Annotated in this window: 7 protein-coding genes and 6 pseudogenes; 6 read left to right on the plus strand and 7 right to left on the minus strand. The window is 54.2% G+C overall.

Translation table 11 applies throughout. The features are described 5' to 3' along the window. The first annotated feature begins 559 nt into the window (after window positions 1-559). Window positions 560-2,145: pseudogene (gene ltrA / locus ACA068_RS30075) on the plus strand (group II intron reverse transcriptase/maturase). 228 nt (window positions 2,146-2,373) lie between these two features. Here the strand turns inward: ltrA and ACA068_RS30080 are convergent. Further along, window positions 2,374-3,780, minus strand: coding sequence for a phosphatase PAP2 family protein (locus ACA068_RS30080; protein ID WP_497310815.1), 1,407 nt, complete (start codon window positions 3,778-3,780; stop codon window positions 2,374-2,376). A gap of 588 nt (window positions 3,781-4,368) precedes the next feature. Beyond that, a complete protein-coding gene (locus tag ACA068_RS30085; protein WP_497310816.1) occupies window positions 4,369-9,327 on the minus strand; it encodes an RHS repeat-associated core domain-containing protein in 4,959 nt (1,652 codons plus the stop codon). Between the two features lie 479 nt (window positions 9,328-9,806). On the opposite strand from ACA068_RS30085, the gene ACA068_RS30090 reads away from it, so the two are divergent. The 5 genes and pseudogenes from ACA068_RS30090 to ACA068_RS30110 form a co-directional block, all read left to right on the plus strand. After that, window positions 9,807-10,082 carry a hypothetical protein gene (locus tag ACA068_RS30090; RefSeq protein WP_497310817.1) on the plus strand — a complete coding sequence of 92 codons (276 nt, stop codon included), beginning with the start codon at window positions 9,807-9,809 and terminating at the stop codon, window positions 10,080-10,082. Window positions 10,083-10,154: 72 nt separating this feature from the next. Next, window positions 10,155-10,385 (plus strand): annotated as a pseudogene (gene tnpB, locus ACA068_RS30095) (IS66 family insertion sequence element accessory protein TnpB); the annotation flags it as partial. A 48-nt stretch (window positions 10,386-10,433) separates the two neighbouring features. Beyond that, window positions 10,434-11,788: pseudogene (gene tnpC, locus ACA068_RS30100) on the plus strand (IS66 family transposase); the annotation flags it as partial. Then, window positions 11,785-12,126, plus strand: coding sequence for a hypothetical protein (locus ACA068_RS30105; RefSeq protein ID WP_497310818.1), 342 nt, complete (start codon window positions 11,785-11,787; stop codon window positions 12,124-12,126). The pseudogene tnpC (ACA068_RS30100) and the gene ACA068_RS30105, both read left to right, overlap by 4 nt. Beyond that, window positions 12,107-12,681, plus strand: a pseudogene (locus ACA068_RS30110) (transposase); the annotation flags it as partial. The gene ACA068_RS30105 and the pseudogene ACA068_RS30110, both read left to right, overlap by 20 nt. Before the next feature lie 57 nt (window positions 12,682-12,738). Here ACA068_RS30110 and ACA068_RS30115 read toward each other — a convergent pair. The 5 genes and pseudogenes from ACA068_RS30115 to ACA068_RS30135 all read right to left on the minus strand — a co-directional run bounded on the left by ACA068_RS30115 (window position 12,739) and on the right by ACA068_RS30135 (window position 20,935). Then, the gene (locus tag ACA068_RS30115; protein WP_497303600.1) at window positions 12,739-13,935 is read right to left on the minus strand and encodes an IS256 family transposase; all 1,197 of its coding nucleotides are present in this window, start codon (window positions 13,933-13,935) and stop codon (window positions 12,739-12,741) included. Window positions 13,936-14,033: 98 nt separating this feature from the next. Further along, entirely contained in the window at window positions 14,034-14,378 is a 345-nt protein-coding gene (locus tag ACA068_RS30120; RefSeq protein WP_497310819.1) for a hypothetical protein, read from the minus strand. A gap of 411 nt (window positions 14,379-14,789) precedes the next feature. Then, a pseudogene (gene tnpC / locus ACA068_RS30125) lies at window positions 14,790-15,380 on the minus strand (IS66 family transposase); the annotation flags it as partial. 16 nt (window positions 15,381-15,396) lie between these two features. Beyond that, window positions 15,397-15,648: pseudogene (locus ACA068_RS30130) on the minus strand (addiction module antidote protein); the annotation flags it as partial. A 463-nt stretch (window positions 15,649-16,111) separates the two neighbouring features. Continuing rightward, window positions 16,112-20,935 carry an autotransporter-associated beta strand repeat-containing protein gene (locus ACA068_RS30135; RefSeq protein ID WP_497310820.1) on the minus strand — a complete coding sequence of 1,608 codons (4,824 nt, stop codon included), beginning with the start codon at window positions 20,933-20,935 and terminating at the stop codon, window positions 16,112-16,114. Window positions 20,936-21,524 lie beyond the last annotated feature (589 nt).

Raw genomic sequence — 21,524 nt, forward strand, 5'->3', positions numbered from 1 at the left:
GTTCACCGGCCCCTTACTCTGGGTATACAGTCTGCAACTGCGTAGGAGCAGTTATTTCTATCCAGCGCCGTCTGCTAGCTAGTCCCACAACCAAACGAGCGGGCATAAGCGAAAATCCGGATTGAACTCAGGGACGCTCCAAGACGCCACCCCGCTGATGCGTTCTCTGCCGGCCAAATGGTGTCCACTTAAATTTAGGTGGACACCATCGCCTCAAGCGAAAGTGTCAGAAAGGTGCGTTGGCCGGACGCTTAGTGCGCCAGTTAAAGCTGGCGGAGGATAGTCGATGAAAGTTCGATACTGGTAAGAAATGGCGAATCAACCAGACCCCGAGTCATGCATGTTGCACCGTGAGGTGCAGGGTGAAGCGTTGACAGGGGAAACCGATGGGCCAGCCATTGAGCCGCGTAATCAGGAATCCGGGATGCCGATGCTGTTATGCGAAGCAGAAGGCAATACGGAGCATGGCGTTATACGCCAGTCATGCTCTGATCCCGCGCGGTCGGAGACCCTGTGCACGTCGGGAAGTCCTTCGCACAGAAACTGGGAGATCTCAGCGATGCCCGGTGCGCAAGTACCGGGCGGAGTAGGAAAGGCCAAAAGCCGTAACCCTGCTGTCTACGTCGCTGAGAAGTCGGATACGTCCGTAGTACCTGAGAAACCATCGAACAAGGGGCCTAGCCCTGCGGAGATAGTGGAGGAAAGGGACGTAGCCAAGGGAAACACCGACACGCCCCCCGCGCCCCGGACACTGAGCCGGATCAGCTGCGCGTCGATGGGACTTGAAGGTGTACGTGAAGCAGCCCGAAGGAACAAGGGCATGCAGTTCACGGCATTGCTGCACCACATCACCCCGCAAGTATTAGCGCAGAGCTTTTATGCGCTTCGCCGCGATGTGGCGGTGGGCGTGGACGGTATGTCGTGGCGAGAATATGAGGAAGGTCTTCTCCAGCGGGTGACCGATTTGCACGCAAGGCTTCACAGTGGAGCCTATCGGGCAACGCCGTCGCTTTGGGTCTATATACCCAAAGCTGACGGCAGGCAGCGTCCGCTGGGTATTGCCTCGTTGGAGGATAAGGTTGTACAGCAGGCAGTTGTAACTGTTCTGAATGCGATCTATGAAGAAGACTTTCTAGGATTCTCGTATGGATTTCGGCCGGGACGTAGCCAGCACGATGCGCTGGATGCGTTAACGGTCGCGCTCAAGGGTCAGAAGGTGAACTGGATATTGGATGCGGATATCACGTCGTTCTTTGATGAGATCGACCATGAATGGATGCTGATGTTTCTAGGACACCGGATTGCAGACCGACGCATGCTCGGACTCATCTGCAAATGGCTTCAGGCGGGAATAATAGAGGATGGCCGTAGGGTGGCTGCGACCAAGGGGACGCCCCAAGGCGCAGTGATATCGCCGTTGCTGGCGAATATCTATCTTCACTACGTGCTGGATCTGTGGACAAGGCAGTGGCGCCAGCGCCACGCCCGTGGCGATATGATTGTTGTGCGCTACGCAGACGACAGCGTGGTGGGTTTCAGGACGCAATGGCAGGCTCAGCAGTTTCTGGTACAGTTGCAGGAACGCTTGGCCAGGTTCGGTTTATCCCTCAACGCCTCGAAGACACGGCTTATTGAGTTTGGTCGTTTTGCTGCGAGAAATCGTAGGAAGCGAGGGTTAGGTAAACCGGAGACGTTTGATTTCCTGGGATTCACGCACTGCTGTAGTACCAACAGAAGCGGTGGTTTTCAAATTCTGCGACTGACGGTAAAGAAGCGAATGCGTGCAACGCTGCTGGCTATTCGGGATGAGCTGAAACGCCGACGTCATGAGCCTGTTCGAGTCGTGGGTCAGTGGCTTAACCGAGTTGTCAGTGGATACTTCAATTACCACGCGGTGCCGGGAAATCTGATACGCCTTGGCGGTTTTCGGTTGGCGGTATGCCGTCTATGGCGGCAAGCCCTCAAGCGACGCAGCCAGCGTAACCGACTCCAGTGGTCACGCTACGGACGGCTTGCCGACCTCTATATACCTAGACCCAGAAATGCACATCCTTACCCTGAGGATCGTTTCGCGTCACGTACCCAAGGCAGGAGCCGTATGCGGTAGTTCCGCACGTACGGATCTGTGCGGGGGGCGGCAGGTAACTGCCGTCCCTACCGCGACCACCCTAGCCAATCATGAGGCAGATGGATGGGGGCAGCAGTTCGGCTGCCCGCACGGCGCAGGCAAGAGCGTCGCGGTGCTGGGGATTTATTTGCGGCTGGCGCTCAAGGCGTAGAACCAATGCCGCGCCACCTTGCAAACGCTGGGCGAACTCAAGGCGCCGAAGCAGGTGGCAGCGGCATCAATATAACGGGATATTGGTGTCCGGTTTAGCTGGGGCCAGTCCAGTAGGGCGATCGAGAGTGAAACAGACCTTGAAAGGTGCGGTAGGCTCCGATCCGAAGCCAGTACCCCAGCAAAAAATAAATGACGGCATCCTTCGCCGCTATGTGCCAGAAGACGGTCAACTGATTGGTCAGATAGCTCTTGATCAAGACAAGCCCTGACATGCCTACCAGCATCCAGAGGGCGTTAGTGGCGGAAGCTTTCCCGCTGATTGAGTACCTGCCCGCCAGCCCGTAGCCGATGGCCACGGCGAAAGGGAGTAAAAGGCTTTCTTGACTATATAGGAAGCCCAATACTAGGCTCAGAGCACCCAGCCCGAACCATGTATATGGTTGATTGGCGATTGATGCGCCTGTGGTCCTTTCATGTTTGTCTTGCAGTTGCTCAAGGCAAACAAACGCGATACCCAAGCAGAGGCCCGCCAGCACATCTGAAATGAAGTGAACCCCCAACCAGACTCTGGCCAAGGCCGTCCATAACGCTAATGTCAGAGTGATAGGGGCACCATAACTCATTGGGATTCGTGATCTGGACCAGGAGGCCAAGGCGCCGAAAAAAAACATCGCACTGAATGCGTGCCCGCTCGGCATGCCAAATCCAGAGGCGCCCTCCAGGCTTAAGCTTGGCAGGTAACTGAATGGTCTGGCCAGGGATGCCATTGGTTTGAGCGCCTGGGTGAGGAGAGTCACCAGCATTAGACCTAACAGCATCCGGTGCAGGTAACGCCATCCGAGCCGCCAGGCTATGAGGGGAAGACATAGGACGTAGAACCAGGTTTCGCCAAGGAAGTTGCCGGCTTGAAAAAACACCCGCCACTCGGACGTTGCATTCGCCAACTTATTCATCCAGACAAGTTCGACGGCTTGAATACGGGGCAGACGGTCAGAAAAAGCGTTGACCTCCTCGAGTGAACTGTCCTGCCAAACGGTGCTGAGTTCGAGCAGCCGGCGAAGTTGTTCAGGAAACCTCAGTTTGAGACTTTCAATTTCCGAGGGGTTAAAAAGACCAGCCTGGATGGTTTCTCGTCCGAGGTGAGGGGCATTTAAAATATTGACCCTGTTCGCGGACACCTGGAGGGCTTGTTCAGTCACGCATACGAAAAGTCGGATCTGGTGGTCCCCCGTATCGATAGATTCACCCACGCTTACCTTCAACCCTGTTTCTTCGAACGTTTCTCGCTGTGCCGTTTGTTCTGGTGTTTCATGTTCTTTCGCATAGCCGCCCGGTAGTGACCATTTATTACCAGGGCCGCCTTGAACCAACATAATGCGGTCTTGCGAGCTGATCACGCAACCTGCGGGAGGGATGGACAAATCGGTAGCCTGTGCCAGGTTATGGAAAACCAGATTGGACACTAAGAAGAGAATCGTGGTGAAGGAAATTTTTCTCATTGACGCTCCTTAAAGAGAAATGCCTGCCTTGGAACACCCTCGACAACACGGCGGTAGGTGGGAGGGAGTAGTGGAATGTGGTCAAACAGCGAGATACCTGTTGTTTAGAACCACGGATTTTAAGGCGATAAGAAAGGAATGAACTTTTTCATAATACCAGCGTGTGGCCGTCGCCACCAGTAGCCAATAGGCTAGACGGCCACCCCACCTCAACGGTCCTTCACACGACAAAGATCAAGATCGTTCTCTTAGTAATTCAAATAGATCAGATATTTTGCTGTTGGATGAGTCTGAATAAAGGCTCGCAGCATGATTGATGCCGGAATGTATATACAGCCTGCTGAGGCGATCTGTGACCACTACTGCGCTAACGTTTTATAGTACAAAACATTAAATTCTCCCTCGCATGAAATAAAGCGAGACAGAAAAAAGGTTTTTTGCAAAGCTGTCGCCAGCCCTGAAGTCCGCACAAAACAGGTTTGAGGAGATGACCCGTAATACGATTAATTGGTGTTTGACGGCCATGTGGCGTCAGGGAGGGCAGTCTTTCTGCCCTCCCTGACGGGATGTCATGATTAGCGGCGACGCTTAATTAATGCCATAAAAGTAAAATTTATTCCCCCCTGATCTGATGCTGTTCAATGCGGCGGTTCTAGCTGCTAGCCACCCGGTTTGAGGGTGGAATGTCCTTGCGCCAGCGCTACCATCTATTTTTGTTAGCCCTGTAAATCCCGTGACATCAACATCAAGAGCGTTGGCAAGTCGTTGCGCCTGGGACGAAAGTCTCCCGCCAACAGCGCTGTAGCAGCTTTTCAAGGTTACTGGCCGGGTGCTATCAATGATCGGTCGAATCCGGTTTGCAAGTTGCCCGCCAGTGTCCAGCCACCCGCCGGTTGTTTGCGTAACAAAATTGCCTCCCTCGGCCACTACCATATTATTTTTCGCGTAGTATTCGAGTGAACCGTACAATTTGCCTCCGTTCACTCGAACACTATAGCGGGCAGTCGTCAACGCCTCCAAGGCCCTTGCCTGATGACGAACCACGGATCGGGCAGAATGCGCTGCACTTGCCCCCGCACCAGCTCCCATTGATGCAATACCAAAGGCCAGGGAGGCATATCCCAGATTGGTAGAGAGTTCTTTGTTATCTTCGGTCAGCGCGGATGCAATCCCTAGCGCTGACGACGTAACACCCAGCACCCCACCTGCTACGGCAAACCCTCCTGCTAATGTCAGAAGTGTTCCGCCAGCAATGGCCCCGACAATCGGGATCACAGACAGAAGAATTCCCGCAATACCTAAACCGATCCCCCATTGAGCGGAATAGCTGAGATGACCACTGGGGTCAATATTGTTGATGGGGTCAAGATTGCAATATTGATATCGATTGACGCCCGCCGCCCCAAAAGGACTCATGCTGTCAGGTGAAAGAAAGGTTTTAAGTTCAGGGCTGTAAGCGCGATAGCCATTGCCGAGAATATAGGAGTCGGAAACACTATCAAACAGACATCCATTAAAACCAAGCGTGTTGCGATGAATGAGCGCGGTATTACTGCTGACCGATCCTGTGGCAGTCGACGTGCGAACACCATAGTCGGAGTAATCGTAGTAGACGGTTGAGACTTCGCTTTCGCCAACATTGCCTGGGGCGAAGGTCTTGACGCAACGAACGGTCCCTGTGGCGTCGGTGCCAAACAGTTCGAGCCGCTCCTCTGTGCCCCGAACAATATAACGACCAATGGTAATATCCGCGATTCGCAAGTATAAAGTCTTCGCGTCCCCGCATATTTCGCCGATCAGTTCATCACCCTCATACAGGTAAATAACGGTTTCGCTCTCATTGGTAATCTGGGAAAGTCTTCCGGAGGGGTCATAAAAATAATCGTGTGTGACGCTGCCGTTTGCGACCCGCATAATTTGGTTGGCCGCGTTATATCGGATGATTCGCGCAGGTAAGCCGGTGATGTTGCCCCTGGCATCTGCGGTGAATGTATGGTTTTGAGATCCCTGCACGATCGCGGACACACGATCAGCATCGTAAGTGTAGACTGTTTGCGGTTTGCCTGTTTCTGTGCATGAGCTAAAGCGTTGGCCACCAGCATATTGATAGTGGGTGACTGATTCCGTGCTGCCGCGCTTCGCGGTGGAAGTCTCGAGTTGCCCATACGGTGCTTGGTAGGTGTAAGTCTGGGTTAAGGTTGAACTTTCGTCACCTTTTTTTATAACACGAGACGTCAGACGTGCAATGTCATCATAAGTATTGTGAACACTCAATGCCACCGTTGATGTACCAGGAGTGATGTAAATTTTAAGCCTTCTCTGGGCTTCCAGGTTGGCACTATTGTAATCCAGCGTTAAAGAGGAAAGGCTATGGTCCTTCCCAGGACCGTTATTGGAGAATTTATGGGAGGCGATATTGAGTTCAGAGATATTCCCCTCAGTATCGTAGTGAATGGAAATTAAGCCGATGTTGTTGTAATGCTTGCTCACCAATTGACCTGCAGCATTGAACATATTGGTTTCATCGAAGCGCAGGTGATTGACGGATTTGATCATGCGTTTGCCGCTGGCGGAATAGGTGTTTTCCGTGAGGGTGGAGGCTCGCGTTCGATCAGGCCCCCAAGTGTATTGATTCGAGATACGCGTGGGCGACCCATGGTTGTTAACGTTTTTGTTAAATAAACATTTTTCGGTGATGGCGGAAATTGGCCAGCCTGTTTTCCTATGGTAGGAATAGGCTGCATTGGTGGAGGCTCCGTCGGTAAAGATTTTTACATCGTCGATTTGTGATGTCGCTGAATTCAACGTACGCAAAGTGTAGGCACTTTGTTCGGTCCCCACACAAAATGCTTTTGACGGCGTATCGTAATAAGGTCGGTCGTATGAGAAACGTTGATTGTCCTGTTCAGTCAGGCGCCCAAATCCGTCGTATTTCCTGGTCGAAACCAGAATGGTACTCTCAACGCCCTGACGCGTTTTGTTCGTCAGTGTCACGGGCAAAAGAGCGTTCTGAATGTCAGACGAATAGACATACTCCACCGTGTCTTTACGCCCATTATCATCCGCGCTGCTGATTGTTTTTTTGGTGAGTCGATCATCCTCATTGTAGGAAAATTCATTTCGCTCGCCCGTAGGGTGGTCCATCATAATTTTTCGACAAAAACCATCATATTCATGGCTCTCCAAGAGAGTCTCGCGCGCGCCCTCTTTGACTGTTGTACTGATGGGTAATCCAATATCATTGAACGTTGTCGTGTAGATTGGACCGTTCTGAAATTGTGAACTTTCAATGTTGAAAGCTAGTTTTTTTTGATTTTTCTGCTTGGTCCCATTTGCGTACTCGGTCTCTACAAGTTGTCGCAGGGCGTAAGTGTATTTTGTTTTGGTTGCGCATTTTTCTACAGGTGTGCCCAACAGTTTTACCTCGTCGTACTCGATATCTTCTGTAATGAGGTCGGCGTTGTTGTAACAAATCTTGCGGACGCAGAACGGCCGAGAAGTCTCTGTTAATTGCTCAAGCGAGTAGCAAAGTAGGTTGTTAAAATTAACATAGTTAATCTGTTTCAATCCGCTGGGCTTGGTAATGGTAACGACGTTCTGATATTTATAGGTGGCATCAATAAACCTATAGTCGTCATAGGCATATGTCTCAGTCTGGGGATTGGCAGTATCTGCAAACTCAGCTTGTCGGACAAGGCGATTGAGGTCGTCGTACTGGTAATTCGTAACTGCCCCGTTGTAATCGACGTCCTGGGTGACAAGTCCACTAGCCAGGTTGATTACCTTCGCACTTCCTTTTTTAAGCTCCACTACAACCGCGCCTGTACCCATATTAGTAGTGGCTGAGGACACCTGTTCAGTATGAATGGTCGCTTGTGCGCCTGATAATGTATATCGATAGTTTGTGACCAGCGTCCCTACAGTCTCTTTTGTGGGGAGTCCGACAAAGACCGGATTCGTAGCGGCAGCTGTACCTGTCTCAACGTATTCATAGGCTTTTACTTCGATCCCATTTTTTTTCTCTGCCTTGACGAGCACCATCGGGGACGCCCTGGTACCTCCGAAAGGTAGCGCATGCGGCAGTCCTTGGACGGCTACGTAAGTCCACTCTGACAACTTGACTGCAGAGTTAGTTGGGGCATCATTGGGGATGAGTTTCGAGGTCTTTACATAATTAATAAATCCATGAGAAACGGCAGGGCATTTGTTAGGCTCCCCAGCGGGCGCATAATACGTATTTTCAATGCGCATGCCATTGGATAGCTTCTGTTTTAGCAGATTGCCCTGCGTATCATGCTCGCGTGTCTCAATCACGTCCCGTCGCAGAATACTAACAGACTCATGCAGGGTGTTTGAATAGGTGGTTTTCAACTCTGTCCATAGAGCATAATTGGCCGGCTGATTGTGTATGTTGACATTAGAAATAAGCGGGTATTTAAATCTTGTTAGTATGCCGCCGTCTTCGCTTGTATCATTCCCCTCCTTGGTCCATTCAGATACCAATAAATGAAAGCGGTTGAATTGTCTGATGAAGCGTATGTCGCTGTGTATTTCGGTGACGCTGTACGTATAATCGTCAGTGAGCAAGATACAATTGTCTTGGTCGGGCAGCATCACTTCGTCGTGCTTGTAACCGGTAAAATTACGAGCCGAATATTCATATCGGACCGTTTTCTTCTCGTCCGTTGCTGAGTGATGTTCCCCCATGATTTCAAGTTTCGTCACGACCGGAGTAGTATCGGTACTGGAGCATGGGATGGAGCCGTAAGTAAATTCTTGTACCTGCCCATTAGGTGTAGTGATTTTTTTAACCCACACTTGGTCGTTTTGCGTTGTGTATTCCAAACGTGTTGTCAGCAAATCGTTGTTAGGTAACGATACGCTGTCCAGGGCGTAGAAATCCGAATTAAGCCTTTTTAGTTTGACTTTTACTATTTTTACGCCTGAGCCAGTGTCTTCTTTGATGATAATCGTGCTTTCCGGGGTTGTTTCAGCATATTCGGGATACTGGATCGTGATTTTTGCACTCAGGCCATCATTTATTTCTTTTAGCGTGCGTAAGTTCGCACCGCTGTCCTCATAAACAAAATTTAGACGGTGTCCGCCGGCAGACACCATTTTGGTGATCTGGCCCCTGTGGTCTAGGTACTCTACAGTGCCGCTCTTATGAGTGATCATGTAGATAACGGTCGGATTTGGGCCCGGGTTGACGAGGCGTTCAATGCAGTAATCCTCCAGTTTGTGATAGACGAACTTAAACGTGGTCGGATCGTATTTTTCAGCTGTTCCGTTGCTTAAATAAATTAATTTGGAAGCCACGTCGATTCTCGGGACATTGAGAGACCAGTTGTTTCCAAAGCCATGGACATCCAGTCCGATACGCCCAGCTTTGGATAGTAGACGTAAAGAAAAGGATGCCGGGGATTGAACACCACTGCTGATACTGGCAAGCGGAATGGAAATATCGACTCCGCCCGTCCTCATGTTCACAGACGAGGTTAGTGGGGAGTGATTATACGCAGCGGAATTAACTTTCATTGCAGTCATGTAAGTTGAGCCTCTAGCTGGTTGGGGCTGGTATTAAGTTTATGAGCGAGCCATTCGACTCGACCCTCATTAAGATTGGTTCGCAGTTGGGGGGGAGTCAATCGCATGTCTGAGTTCGGACTAAGTGAGCTCAGATAGAGGTGGCTTGAATCAGGCTGCCAGGCGGCACAAGGCGTGTTGGCCGGGCGGTTACGCTCATTTCGACGTTCAGGAAGATTTTGATCGAACTACCGCTGTGTTCGGATTCGGAAAAATTCACGCAGGTGAGGAGGTGTTGAGCAGCGACGTTATTTTGATCACTCCTCCCGCGGAGCTCACTTCGATTCTGGTGCGAGTACATGCTGCTGAGCTCAGTGTCCCCATTAACTTTTCAATTCCCGTGGTCGTTAAACCGGATCCCCGTGAGCTGAGTTTTAGCGAGCTGCGAAGTATTGCTCAAGTCGAATAAAGCGTTTCTGAATCTGAATTAGGAGAAAAAAATGAGTGCAGATTCTAGGTCCGGGTTTTGCCCCGACAAATGCTCGGACGGGAAACCTGATCGTCAGATGGGCATCAACGAAAAGCTGCTTGCGCGGTTTCCCGAGAGCATTCAGGCGAAAATAAAAATTAGTGGTAGCGCAAAGCGTTGTACCTACTGTGGGTTGGTCTATCTACAAACGACTAAAGATTTCGGGCGGCAGACCCAAGAACCTTGTGAGCGTTTAATGAAATTTCAGAATATCTTGCGGGGCGTTTCCAATGTAAGCGCGCCATAAAGCCCACATTCCAAGCCGAAATCTAATGACTGATGCTGTACTCCCGATTTCTTTCAGGAGCCAGCCGCCATAATGCGTCCCGACGGCAAAGTCGAAAAAGTGTACCTCTACCCCAAGCCCGTGGACTTTCGAAAACCCATCAACGGCCTCACCGCTCTGGTTGAGTTGGATATCAAAGTCGCGGTGTTCGACCCCGTGCTTTTCGTTTTTCTCAACAAGAACCGTAATCGGATCAAGGTGCTGTATTGGGAGCGCAACGGCTTCTGTCTTTGGCTCAAACGCCTGGAGGCCGAGCGTTTCAAAACCTCGCCCGATATGACCGAGGAGGTCATTGTGCTGACGGTTCAGGAAACCCCGCAGCTTGTGCTGTTTAATGAAGCCGAAAGTATCGCTGTGCCCATCGCTGACAAGGCTGATGAAGAAGCTGAAGAAGTCGTCGCCCCGACCAAGCTCCGTCGTAAACGCAAGCCGCTGCCTGCCGAGCTGCCGCGCATCGAGGTTGTCCACGAACTCCCTGAGCACGAACTGACCTGTGCCTGCGGCTGCCGCAAACATTCCATCGGCGAAGAAACCAGCGAACAGCTGGAGATCGTGCCGATGCAGATCCGCGTGATCAAACATATCCGCAAGGTCTACGGCTGCCGAGGCTGTGAAACAGCGCCGATCACTGCCGACAAACCAGCCCAACTGATTGAAAAAAGCATGGCAAGCCCCAGCGTCTTGGCGATGCTGCTAACGACCAAATACGTCGACGGTTTACCGCTGTATCGTTTCGAGAAAGTTCTCGGGCGTCACGGCGTCGATATCCCGCGTCAAACGTTAGCGCGCTGGGTGATCCAGTGTTGTGAGCGCTTCCAACCGCTGCTTAATCTGATGCGTGACCGATTGCTGGAAAGCCCAGTGATTCACTGCGATGAAACCTGGGTGCAGGTATTGAAAGAGCCGGATCGCGACCCGACCAGCCAATCCTGGATGTGGGTTCAAGCCAGTGGGCCACCTGAGCGCCCCGTCATCCTTTTTGACTACACCACCAGCCGAGCGCAGGAGGTGCCGTTGCGCCTGCTGGGTGATTATCGCGGCTATCTGATGACCGATGATTACGGGGGCTATAACGCTTTAGCGTTGCAACCGGGCATTGAACGTTTGGCCTGTATGGCCCATGTACGACGTAAGTTTGTCGATGCGCAGAAAGTGCAGCCCAAGGGAAAAGTGGGCCGTGCGGACGTTGCGTTGGCGATGATCAACAAGCTGTATGGCATCGAGCGCGACTTCAAGGACGCCAACGATGAACAGCGGTTTGTCGGGCGTCAGGAAAAGAGCTTGCCAGTGCTCGCCCAGTTGAAAAATCGGCTGGAAAAAACCCAGCAACACGTCACCCCGCAAAACGCCTTGGGTAAAGCAGTCAACTACTTGGTCAATAACTGGAGTCGGTTGGAGCGTTATGTGGAAACCGGTTTTTTACCCATAGACAACAATAAGGCCGAGCGCGCAATAAAGCCGTTTGTTATTGGAAGAAAGAGCTGGTTATTCAGCGATACCCCAAAGGTGCGACGGCCAGCGCGCAGATTTACAGCTTGGTCGAAACCGCGAAGGCTAATGGTCAAGAGCCCTATACGTGGCTGCTCCACGTACTGGAGCGGTTGCCGCAGGGCGTGTCGGTAGAGGACTTTGAAGCACTGCTGCCGTGGAATGTGGAGACATTATGAGTATCAATATTGATCATCTGAGTGCGGATGAATTGGTGGCGTTGAATCACCACATCATTGAACGGCTGAAGATGCTGAAGATGCTGGAGTCGCTGGAAGCGCACAAATCGATGATGCAGTTCCATTCAGGTGCGCGGGTAAGCTTCGACTCCCCCAACAATGGGCGCCTGTCTGGGACCATTATGAAGTTCAACCGCAAGAGCGTCACCGTGGTCACCGATAATGGACAGCGTTGGAATATTTCCCCCGGTGTCAGGATAGTTGTCGCCTCTCCGGTTTTTCCTGAAAAAGCATATCGGGGGCGGAAAGAGACTGGTCGTGCCGTACTATTCACCTGAACGCAGAGCCGCATTACTTAAGATGCTGCTTCCCCCGCTGAACCTGTCGATGGCCGAGGTTTCCCGGCGCGAAGGGGTCAGCGAAATGTCTTTGTCCAACTGGCGCAAGCAGCTCAGTTCTGAAGGAAATGCAGTGTCCGAAAACAAGCCGTTGACCGAGAACTGGTCAGCCGAAACCAAGTTTGCTGTCGTGCTTGAAGCCGCCGGTTTGTCCGAGATCGACTTGGGCGAATATTGCCGCCGCAAAGGCCTTTACCCCGAGCAGATCACGGCCTGGCGACAAGCGTTTATCGCTGGCCAGAAGTCGGAAAAAGCCCAGCAAATAGAAGACCGCGAACAGTCTCGTAAAGATAAGAAACGCATCCAGGAACTTGAGCGCGAACTGCGCCGCAAAGACAAGGCGCTGGCTGAAACAGCCGCGTTATTGGTGCTGCGGAAAAAGCTCAACGACTACTGGGGGACCGACAACGAGGACAACTGACGTCTTTGCCAGAACGGCACTTACTGGTTGACTGGCTGAGCGAAGCGGTCGCGGCGGGAGCCAGAAAAATCAAGGATCGTGTCCCTGGACGTGGTGTAACTCCCGTGTTCTTGGCTGTTGAGTTTGATGCCTCAGTTAATTATGGCTGATAGTTTAGCCGTGGGGTTGTCACTCACCGCCTGGAAGCCTTCCAGCTGCATGTAGCGCTTCTGCAGGCTCCATTCGTCGTTCTGCTCCAGTAGCATGGCGCCGACCAGGCGCACGATGGCGGCGTCGTTGGGGAAGATGCCCACCACGTCGGTTCGCCGCTTGACCTCGGCGTTTAAGCGTTCCAGTGGATTGGTGCTGTGGATCTGTTGCCGGTGGGCCTTGGGAAATGTCATGTGCGCCAGGACTTCGTCCTCGCTGGCATCCATCAGCTGGCTGATTTTCGGGTACTTTTCGCGTAATTGATCCGCCACGACACGCCATTGCCGGCGTGATTCGGCCTCATTGTCCTGGGCAAAGACCGTGCGCAGCAGGGCCGCCACCATGGTGCGCTGGCCTTTGCCCACATGGGCCATGGCATTGCGCATGAAATGGACCCGGCAACGTTGCCAGGTCGCGTTGAGTACCTTAAAGATCGCGGCCTTCAGGCCTTCATGAGCGTCGGAGATCACCAGCTTTACGCCCCGCAGTCCTCGCCGCATCAGGCTGCGCAAAAAATCCGTCCAGAACGGTTCAGCCTCCGAGGGGCCTACGCGCATGCCCAGCACTTCACGACCTCCGTCAGTGTTGACGGCCACGGCGATTATGACGGCGACCGAGACGATCCGTCCGGCCTCCCGCACTTTGACGTACGTCGCATCGATCCACAGATAAGGCCAATCTCCTTCGATGGGGCGATCCAGGAAGGCGTGCACACGCTCATCGATTTCGCCCGCGAGTCGTGAAACCTGGCTTTTGGAAATCCCGGTCATGCCCATGGCCTTGACCAACTCGTCGACCGATCGCGTTGAGACGCCTTGGATGTAGGCCTCCTGAATGACCGCGGCCAAGGCCTTTTCAGCGGTGCGGCGCGGCTCCAGGAAGCCAGGGAAGTAGCTGCCACTGCGCAGCTTGGGGATGCGCAGATCCACGTCACCGGTGCGCGTCTGCCACAAACGGTCCCGATAGCCGTTGCGGCTGTTGGTGCGCTCCATGCTCTTGATGTCGTAGCCGGCGCCGCACAGGCCTTCAACATCGAGTTCCATCATGCGCTGGGCGACAAATTGAATCATTTGCCTGAGCAAATCGACGTCAGCCCCTTTCTCCAGCAGCTCGTTCAGTGAGACAGTAGGTTTGGTCATCGTGGTTCTCCCGGTTCAGGTTAGGTCTTTGCAAACTCAACCTTAGCCAAGAACCACGGTGACCCACTTCTTTCGCCGCAAGGCGCCTTCAGCTGGTTTCAGTTACACCACTTCCAGGGACACGATCGGGCTTTTTCCGGTTGCCCCTGGAACAGCGCTATGCGGGCGACCAGATTGGCAACGATGGCTTGCAGCTTGATCGAACCCGAAGACAATTTTTCCATCCAGGGCGCGAGCAACGCCATTGATGCGTCCGGCTGGTCGGCAAAGTAGGCGGAGGCCGCTATCGCCGCCGCTTCGCACCGCGTTTCATCATCCGCTGTCGGGTCCTGTTCTATGCAGGCGATCAACCTGGCGGCCTCCACATGCCGCTCGCTCATCGCCAGGGCCCAGGCCGCTGCCAGGCACAGACGCGGACGCGATTCCACCTCCTGCGCAGGCACTCTTCGACCCACTCCAACACTCGGCTGAACTGACTGCGCAGCATGACCCCGTAGAGACACTGTTCGATCATCAAATACCCTTGAGTCGCCAGGCCGGCCAGCAAGTATTGCCGCGCCGCCTCCTCAAAAAAGGCGTTCGCCTCCAGCCAGTTTGCTGCCCGCTCATGGAGGGCCTGTCGCTGCGCCTGCGGGAGGTCGCGAACACGTCTTTGCAAAAACTCTCGGGGCAAAGGATGGAACCGTACCCCGTCACTGTCGACCCCTTCGGCGAAGATCGGCGTTGAGGCGCATAACTCATGCAGTAGCTCCCTGCCCACTCACTGCCGGTTAGCGCGGCACAAAGTGAAGGATGAATGATTTCCAGCGTAAGCGACCCATAAACCACACATGGCAAAAAACCGATGTGTGCATTTAGCACGAGATAGTTGGGGAACAGTTCCACGGAAGCAAGGCTTCGAAGTCTTCTACCGAAGTAGCGTGTGGCAGGCGTTCAAGTACGTGGCGCAGCCACGTATAGGGCTCTTGGCCGTTGGCTTTGGCAGTTTCGACCAGGCTATAGATCTGCGCACTGGCCATCGCACCCTTGGGCGTGTCGCTGAACATCCAGTTTTTGCGACCGATCACAAAGGGTTTTACCGCTCGCTCGGCCTTGTTGTTATCAACGGGCAAGAAGCCGGCCTCGATGTAACGCTCAAGCTTGCTCCAGTTGCTGGCCAGATAACCGACCGCCTTGCCCAAGGCACTTTGCGTCGTCACCTGAGGATGGGTTTTCTCCAGCCAGATTTTCAGTTGGGCGAGTACCGGTAAGCTCTTTTCCTGTCGACCGACAAAACGCTGATCATCAGTGACCTCTTTGAGTTCACGCTCGATGCCATACAGTTTGTTGATCAGATTCAGCGCGATGTCGGCTCGCCCGGTCTTACCCTTGGGCTGCACTTTTTGCGCATCGACGAACTTACGTCACGCATGTGCCCAGCAGCCCAAACGCTCGACACCTGGCTGCGTACCCTCCCAGGGCACGAGACACTTTGAGAGTGGTCGAAAAAACGGGATCTGCATCACTGGCGAGCAACCTGTACAGCGTCGTTCGCCGGATGCCGGTATCACGGGAAAGTTGGGTATAGCCTTCGGTACGAGCCACGGCACCCAAAGCGGCAGCCAGAAGACCAGGGTCATTCTCTCGCATGCAGTTTTGTAGATCCAGCGCTAACTCCCTTTTGGCTCGCCATTGACCGACTACATCAAAGCCTGTCGATTTTGCGTCGCGCATAATGACCTCCAAAAGTCAGCGCATCCACATGCCGTCCAGCTGGAGATGCATATCGGATCAAAACCGGCGGGGAAGCGCATAACAAAAATGTAGTTCAAAAGTCTGGCCATATCCATCCAAATGGAACTATTTATATCTCCACTTGGATTACCAACCACAGCCCGCAATGGTGGTTGTACGTGGGATGCCTTCGGACACTCTGGGTCACTTGATTCCCGGACGGTTAACCCCTCCGTATAGCCGCGAACTGTGGTAGTTCGAATTGGCGCCTAAAGGCTTTGTGTTTGTTGGTGGTGCCTCCGGTGTCAGGGTAGCTCCCTTTCCCTTGGTATAAAGTGGCTCAGCGCCATGCACCCGCCACCTGATGTCGTCGTCCGGTTGTCGGTCTAGGCCGTTGTCCTTATCGTTTGGAGCTATCCACACCACTGACACTGCCCGGCAGGAGTTCGATCGTATCCTCTCATTACCAGCGTGCCTTCACACCCAATGATCCTTGCACAGGGCCGCGGACGGTCGCGTCGCCATCCATGTCCCACAAGTGCCCAATTTCGCCATAGAGGCTGGTGCTGGAGGTCAGCTTCCACGTGGTGCCGGCGGCGGCTTCGGCGACACTGTAGCCGCCGGGGTTGCTGATGGTTGTGGCTGCCGCAGGACCGGCGAAGGTGGTGTCGTCATCGCTAAAAGTCGCGTGGTAGATGTTTAGGCGCACATAGGGCAAAAGCGTTCCAACATCAATGGCCATCTCGCCTTTGACGCGCACCCCAAGGCGGGCAATCCAGCCGCTGTCTGCACCGATGTGCACATCCGCCCCGCTGATATGTTCGTCGTCCACGTTGGTATGCTGATAAATCAACTGGGCTTGCGGTTCGATACTCCAGGGTCCGCCTAACGTAAAGGGTTTACCGGTCTCGATCGATGCGGTGACACTGCTGGCTTTACCCGACACATTCGGGTTGCTGTCAGGGCGCAAAGTATAGCGCTGATCGCCACCTTGAAGCACATTGTCGACGTAAAACCCGTCGGCATTCATCCAGGTCATATAGCCGCCCAGATAGTTCGACTGCACGGTGTTGTTACCCACACCCGCGGTGACGCCACTTGCATTCCCTTTAATGTCCGCTTCACCATCGAGATGGCCTACATAGACACCCGCTCGCCAGTCACCGTTGAGCCACACGTCGGTCCCCAGTTGGAGGCCGCTCACGTCTCCTTCGGATTGTGTATCGGCGACGCCCGGCTGCTTGATGTCGAAACTGCTGTAGACCGCACGAGCCCATGCGCGGGGTGTTTTTGGCTCGGCGCTTGATGTGGCCGCACTGGATTCTGCGCTGGTTTCGTCGCCGATACGTTGGTGCAGATTACCGAGTATTTCGAGGTCGGCCTGCCGCAACTGGGCTGGTAGCGCTACAAAGAGGGGAACCTCGGCGCGATAAGTGGGTACGAGTCTCACTGGCTGGCTGGGTTTAATTGGTACGGAGGGCTGCCCTGATGATGGCGGTTCCTCGCCGGGCTGGGGTTGCTCCGGCAGAATTGCCAATGCTTCCGTCACCGGAACCTCTGTACGAAGATACCAATTCTCTCCAGAGCCTTGAGCATTAGCTGCATAGAGTCGATATTCAAAGGCGCCGGCATCCACATGACCGTTGGCGAGGTTAAAGGCGCTCCTGTTGGCTTGAGCGGTGCTGGTCGCTCCATTGATGCCGCTGACAACCTCAATGCCATCGCCTGTTGTCGGTGCACCGAGTCCATTCAAGCTTGTTAATTGAATGGTCGTATTGCCACTCGCACTGGCGGTCGTCCCATTCAGCACCAACCGATCGCTAACGCTTGCGCCGCTATCAAGTCCGGTACCCAGTCTCAAGGTCCCGCTGTTGCCGACATAATCGCCAGTAACTGTTAACGTGTGGCCAGCGGTTGCGCTCGACAGGCTTACAGTACCTGCGTTCTGCAGCGCTGCCACGTTCTGGTTGAAGCCGGCCGTATCCAGCGTGACACCCGATGAAACAGTAAAAGCCGAGTTGGGGCTGAAGGTATCGGTACCGCCTGCCCGCAAGGTACCTGTCGAAACGGTGGTGGGGCCACTCCAGGTATTAGCACCGGATAGCACGGTGGTACCCGTGCCGATCTGGGAGACAGCACCTGTGCCGGAGATTACGCCAGCAAACAGGATTTCGTCCGAGCGGTTGAAAGCGAGTGTGCCATCGTCGGCGACATTCCCCACGATGCTACCGGTCGTGCCGCCATCACCCAACTGCAATGTGCCGGCCGCGATGGTCGTACCACCGGTGTAGGTATTCTCGCCCGTGAGGACTGTGGTGCCTGTACCGATCTGGTTCAAGGTGCCGGCCCCGCTGACGGTGCCGGGAAGGAGCACGGTGTCGGAGCGATTGATGGACAGTGTGGCGTTGTCGAGAATATTGCCCACCAGGCTACCGCTGGTACCACCATTGCCCAGTTGCAGGGTGCCGGTCGCGATGGTCGTGCCGCCGGTATAGGTATTCTCGGCGGTGAGGACTGTGGTGCCTGTACCGATCTGGTTCAGGGCGCCGGCCCCGCTGACGGTGCCAGGAAGGAGCAAGGCGTCGTAGCGGTTAATGGACAGTGTGGCGTTGTCAAGAATATTGCCCACCAGACTGCCGCTGGTACCACCATTGCCCAGTTGCAACGTCCCGGCCGAGATGGTGGTGCCGCCGGTGTAGGTATTCTCGGCGGTGAGGACCGTGGTGCCTGTACCGATCTGGTTCAAGGTGCCGGCCCCGCTGATCGTCCCGGGAAGGAGCAAGGCGTCGGAGCGATTGATGGACAGTGTGGCGTTGTCGAGAATATTGCCCACCAGACTGCCGCTGGTACCACCATTGCCCAGTTGCAACGTCCCGGCCGAGATGGTGGTGCCCCCAGTGTGGGTGTTGGCTCCGGTGAGCGCCAAAATACCGCCCCCCGTTTTTTGCAAACTGCCAGTACCGGAGCTGTTCCCGGCGTTGCTCAGCACCGTGCCCGGAGCGGTATCGATCGTTCCGAGGCCATTGAATACGACTGGACGATTCATCGTCATTATTGCGGTGTTATGCAGTATGCCGCCATTAAATGTCAGGCCGCCGTTGGCTGCACCCAAGTTGGCATCTTGTCCGACCGAAAGCGTACCCGCATTGATTACCGTACCTCCTGGATAGGTATTCAGGCCTGTCAGGGTAGTCGTGCCACTGCCGATCTGGGCTACAGTGCCCGTGCCGGAGATTACGCCAGCAAACAGGAATTCGTCCGAGCGGTTGAAAGCGAGCGTGCCATTGTCGGCGACATTCCCCGCGATGCTGCCGGTGGTGCCGCCATTACCCAGCTGCAATGTGCCAGCCGCGATGGTCGTGCCACTGGTGTAGGTATTCTCGGCGGTGAGGACCGTGGTGCCTGTACCGATCTGGTTCAGAATGCCGGTCCCGCTGATGGTGCCGGGAAGGAGCAAGGCGTCGGAGCGATTGATGGACAGTGTGGCGTTGTCGAGAATATTGCCCACCAGACTGCCGCTGGTACCGCCATTGCCCAGCTGCAGGGTGCCGGCCGAGATGGTGGTGCCACCGACGTGGGTGTTGGCTCCGGTGAGCGTCAAAACACCGGTCCCCGTTTTTTGCAGGTGGCCAGCGCCTGAGCTGCCCCCGGCGTTGCTTAGCACCGTGCCCGGAGCGGTATCGATCGTTCCGAGGCCGTTGAATACGACAGGACGATTCATCGTCATTGTTGCGGTGTTATGCAGGGTGCCGCCATTAAATATCAGGCCGTCGTTGGCGGCGCCCAAGTTGGCATCTTGTCCGACCGACAGCGTACCCGCATTGATTACCGTACCTCCTGCATAGGTATTCAGGCCTGTCAGGGTGGTCGTGCCACTGCCTATCTGAGCGACGGAGCCGTTGCCAGAAATGATGCCCGGGAAATTGATTGCATCTGCACGATTGAAGGCCAAAGTGCCATTGTTGAGGACATTACCAATGATCGACCCCGTGAGGCCTCCGGCGCCTAATTGAAGCGTGCCTGCCGTAATCTGCGTACCACCGGTGTAAGAATTAGCGCCCGTCAGAATCAATGTCCCAGCACCGTCTTTGGTGGCAGTCCCACTACCCGAGATAATGCCCGTCTGTGTGGCGTGATCTGTGCCGTCAACAATTAGGCGCGCAGCGCTATTCAGTATCACCGGGCTGGCATTGACGACCCCATCGTTATAGCTAATGTCCCCACCGGCGGCGGTCAGTGAGGTCAGCCCCAATGATGAACTGCCCAATCGCAGGGTGCCTCCGGTGACGGTCCAACTGGTGGCCGTTGCAGCGCTCCCATTGAGCGTCCAGGTGCCCGGCTCTATCTTCCGGAAGAGTTCGAAGTTTCGATACTGTCCAGCAGGTCCAATCAGGCCGATATTAAAGTTACCGTTAGTGGCGGCACCGCCCAGCGAGAGTGTGTCAACGCCAGCTTGACCGTTGACTATGCCGGTAATGCTAGACGTGGGTTCCAATGTTACCGAATCGCTACCGCTGCCTAAGCTGATCGCGGTACCGCCGACGACGCCGGTCGAAATTGTTCCCGCATTGCGCAGGACCGTTTGCTTGGTGCCGGTGACATTGACCGCTATAGCCGTATCGCCCCGAATCGTCGCGCCCGGACGGTTGTCTAAGGTGAAAACTCCACCGGCACCAGGCATATAAATCGTGCCTTCGCTGGCGCCACCAGTGGATGAAATCGTCCCCATATTAATGACCGTGCCTGAGACACCAGCATCGAAATTCGTGATGGCATTGGCGAAAGGATTAGCGTTATTACTCGCTATGACGCCTGTCGGCCCATTGACGATCGTAAAGCCCGTTGCACGGGCCGCTATGACGTCCACCGCAGTGTTAGCGACTGTAACGCCTATGGTGCCGTTGTTGGTCAGGGTTTGGTTCGGGGCCGTCATCCCCACGGCGATAGTGCCACCACCAGGTGCATTGAGTAAATACTGAAAAGTCCCGCCATTTGCGACGTTCAGGGTAGCGCCAGTCCCCGTCATGCTGATCCGGCCATTTAGGGTAGCGCCCGATTGAATCGTGAGTGGCTGACCAGCAGTGACGGCGATACAACCAGCCGTTTCGTTGCCAGTGACCACGTTGCAGTCCGCCAGCGCATAGTGCGGAATGAGAAACAGCATGAGGATCGGCGCGAATCGTAGTGCAGAGGCTAGATATCCAATCCGTTGTGAGGAAAAGACAGCTTTTCCCGAATCGAGCTCTCTTGCACCGCTCTGGCTTGAACCTGCAAGGAGAATTGACATAGATTCCTCTCGAAAATGACATTTCGAAAAGTCGATTTATCTCTGTCAATGACAATGGATCGCCGGCTAGCGACATGACGAAATAAACCGAACCTAGGAACCGCCATGCCCGCACAGAAAAAAGCGCTTACGCTCAGGCATGAGCTGTTTGCATTAACTCTAGAGCGGTTCTGTGATTTGTGCATTTCTGGCGCAAGATTTGTTATCCCTGCGGTTGAGGTGTTCGACTTGAATGGCCCAGAGAGAAAAGCTCGAAGGTCACTGCCCCCTACTCTTGCACTGATACGCGGATCGAACGTATGCAATGGGATAAGCATACGGATCATGTCCGTTGAGCCGCGCTGATTAGATCAGGCAAGCGTGAAAGCCACCTCACAAGTGAGCTGGAGGCACTAGATTCAAGGCTTACGCCCAAATGGGTTTCCACTGACAGGTTTCCACGGTTTGGAGCTATTTCGGGCAGCGCCATGTAGGGCGAGTGGGGAGAGATTGCCGAGTTCACCAAGTGCAGGCGGACAGCAGGATTTGTAAACCGTCAGACAGTGAGCAGCCACCCCATGAAGACCTGACAAAAGTTGCCATCGATGGG

Source organism: Pseudomonas sp. LBUM1660 (genome assembly GCF_059695935.1).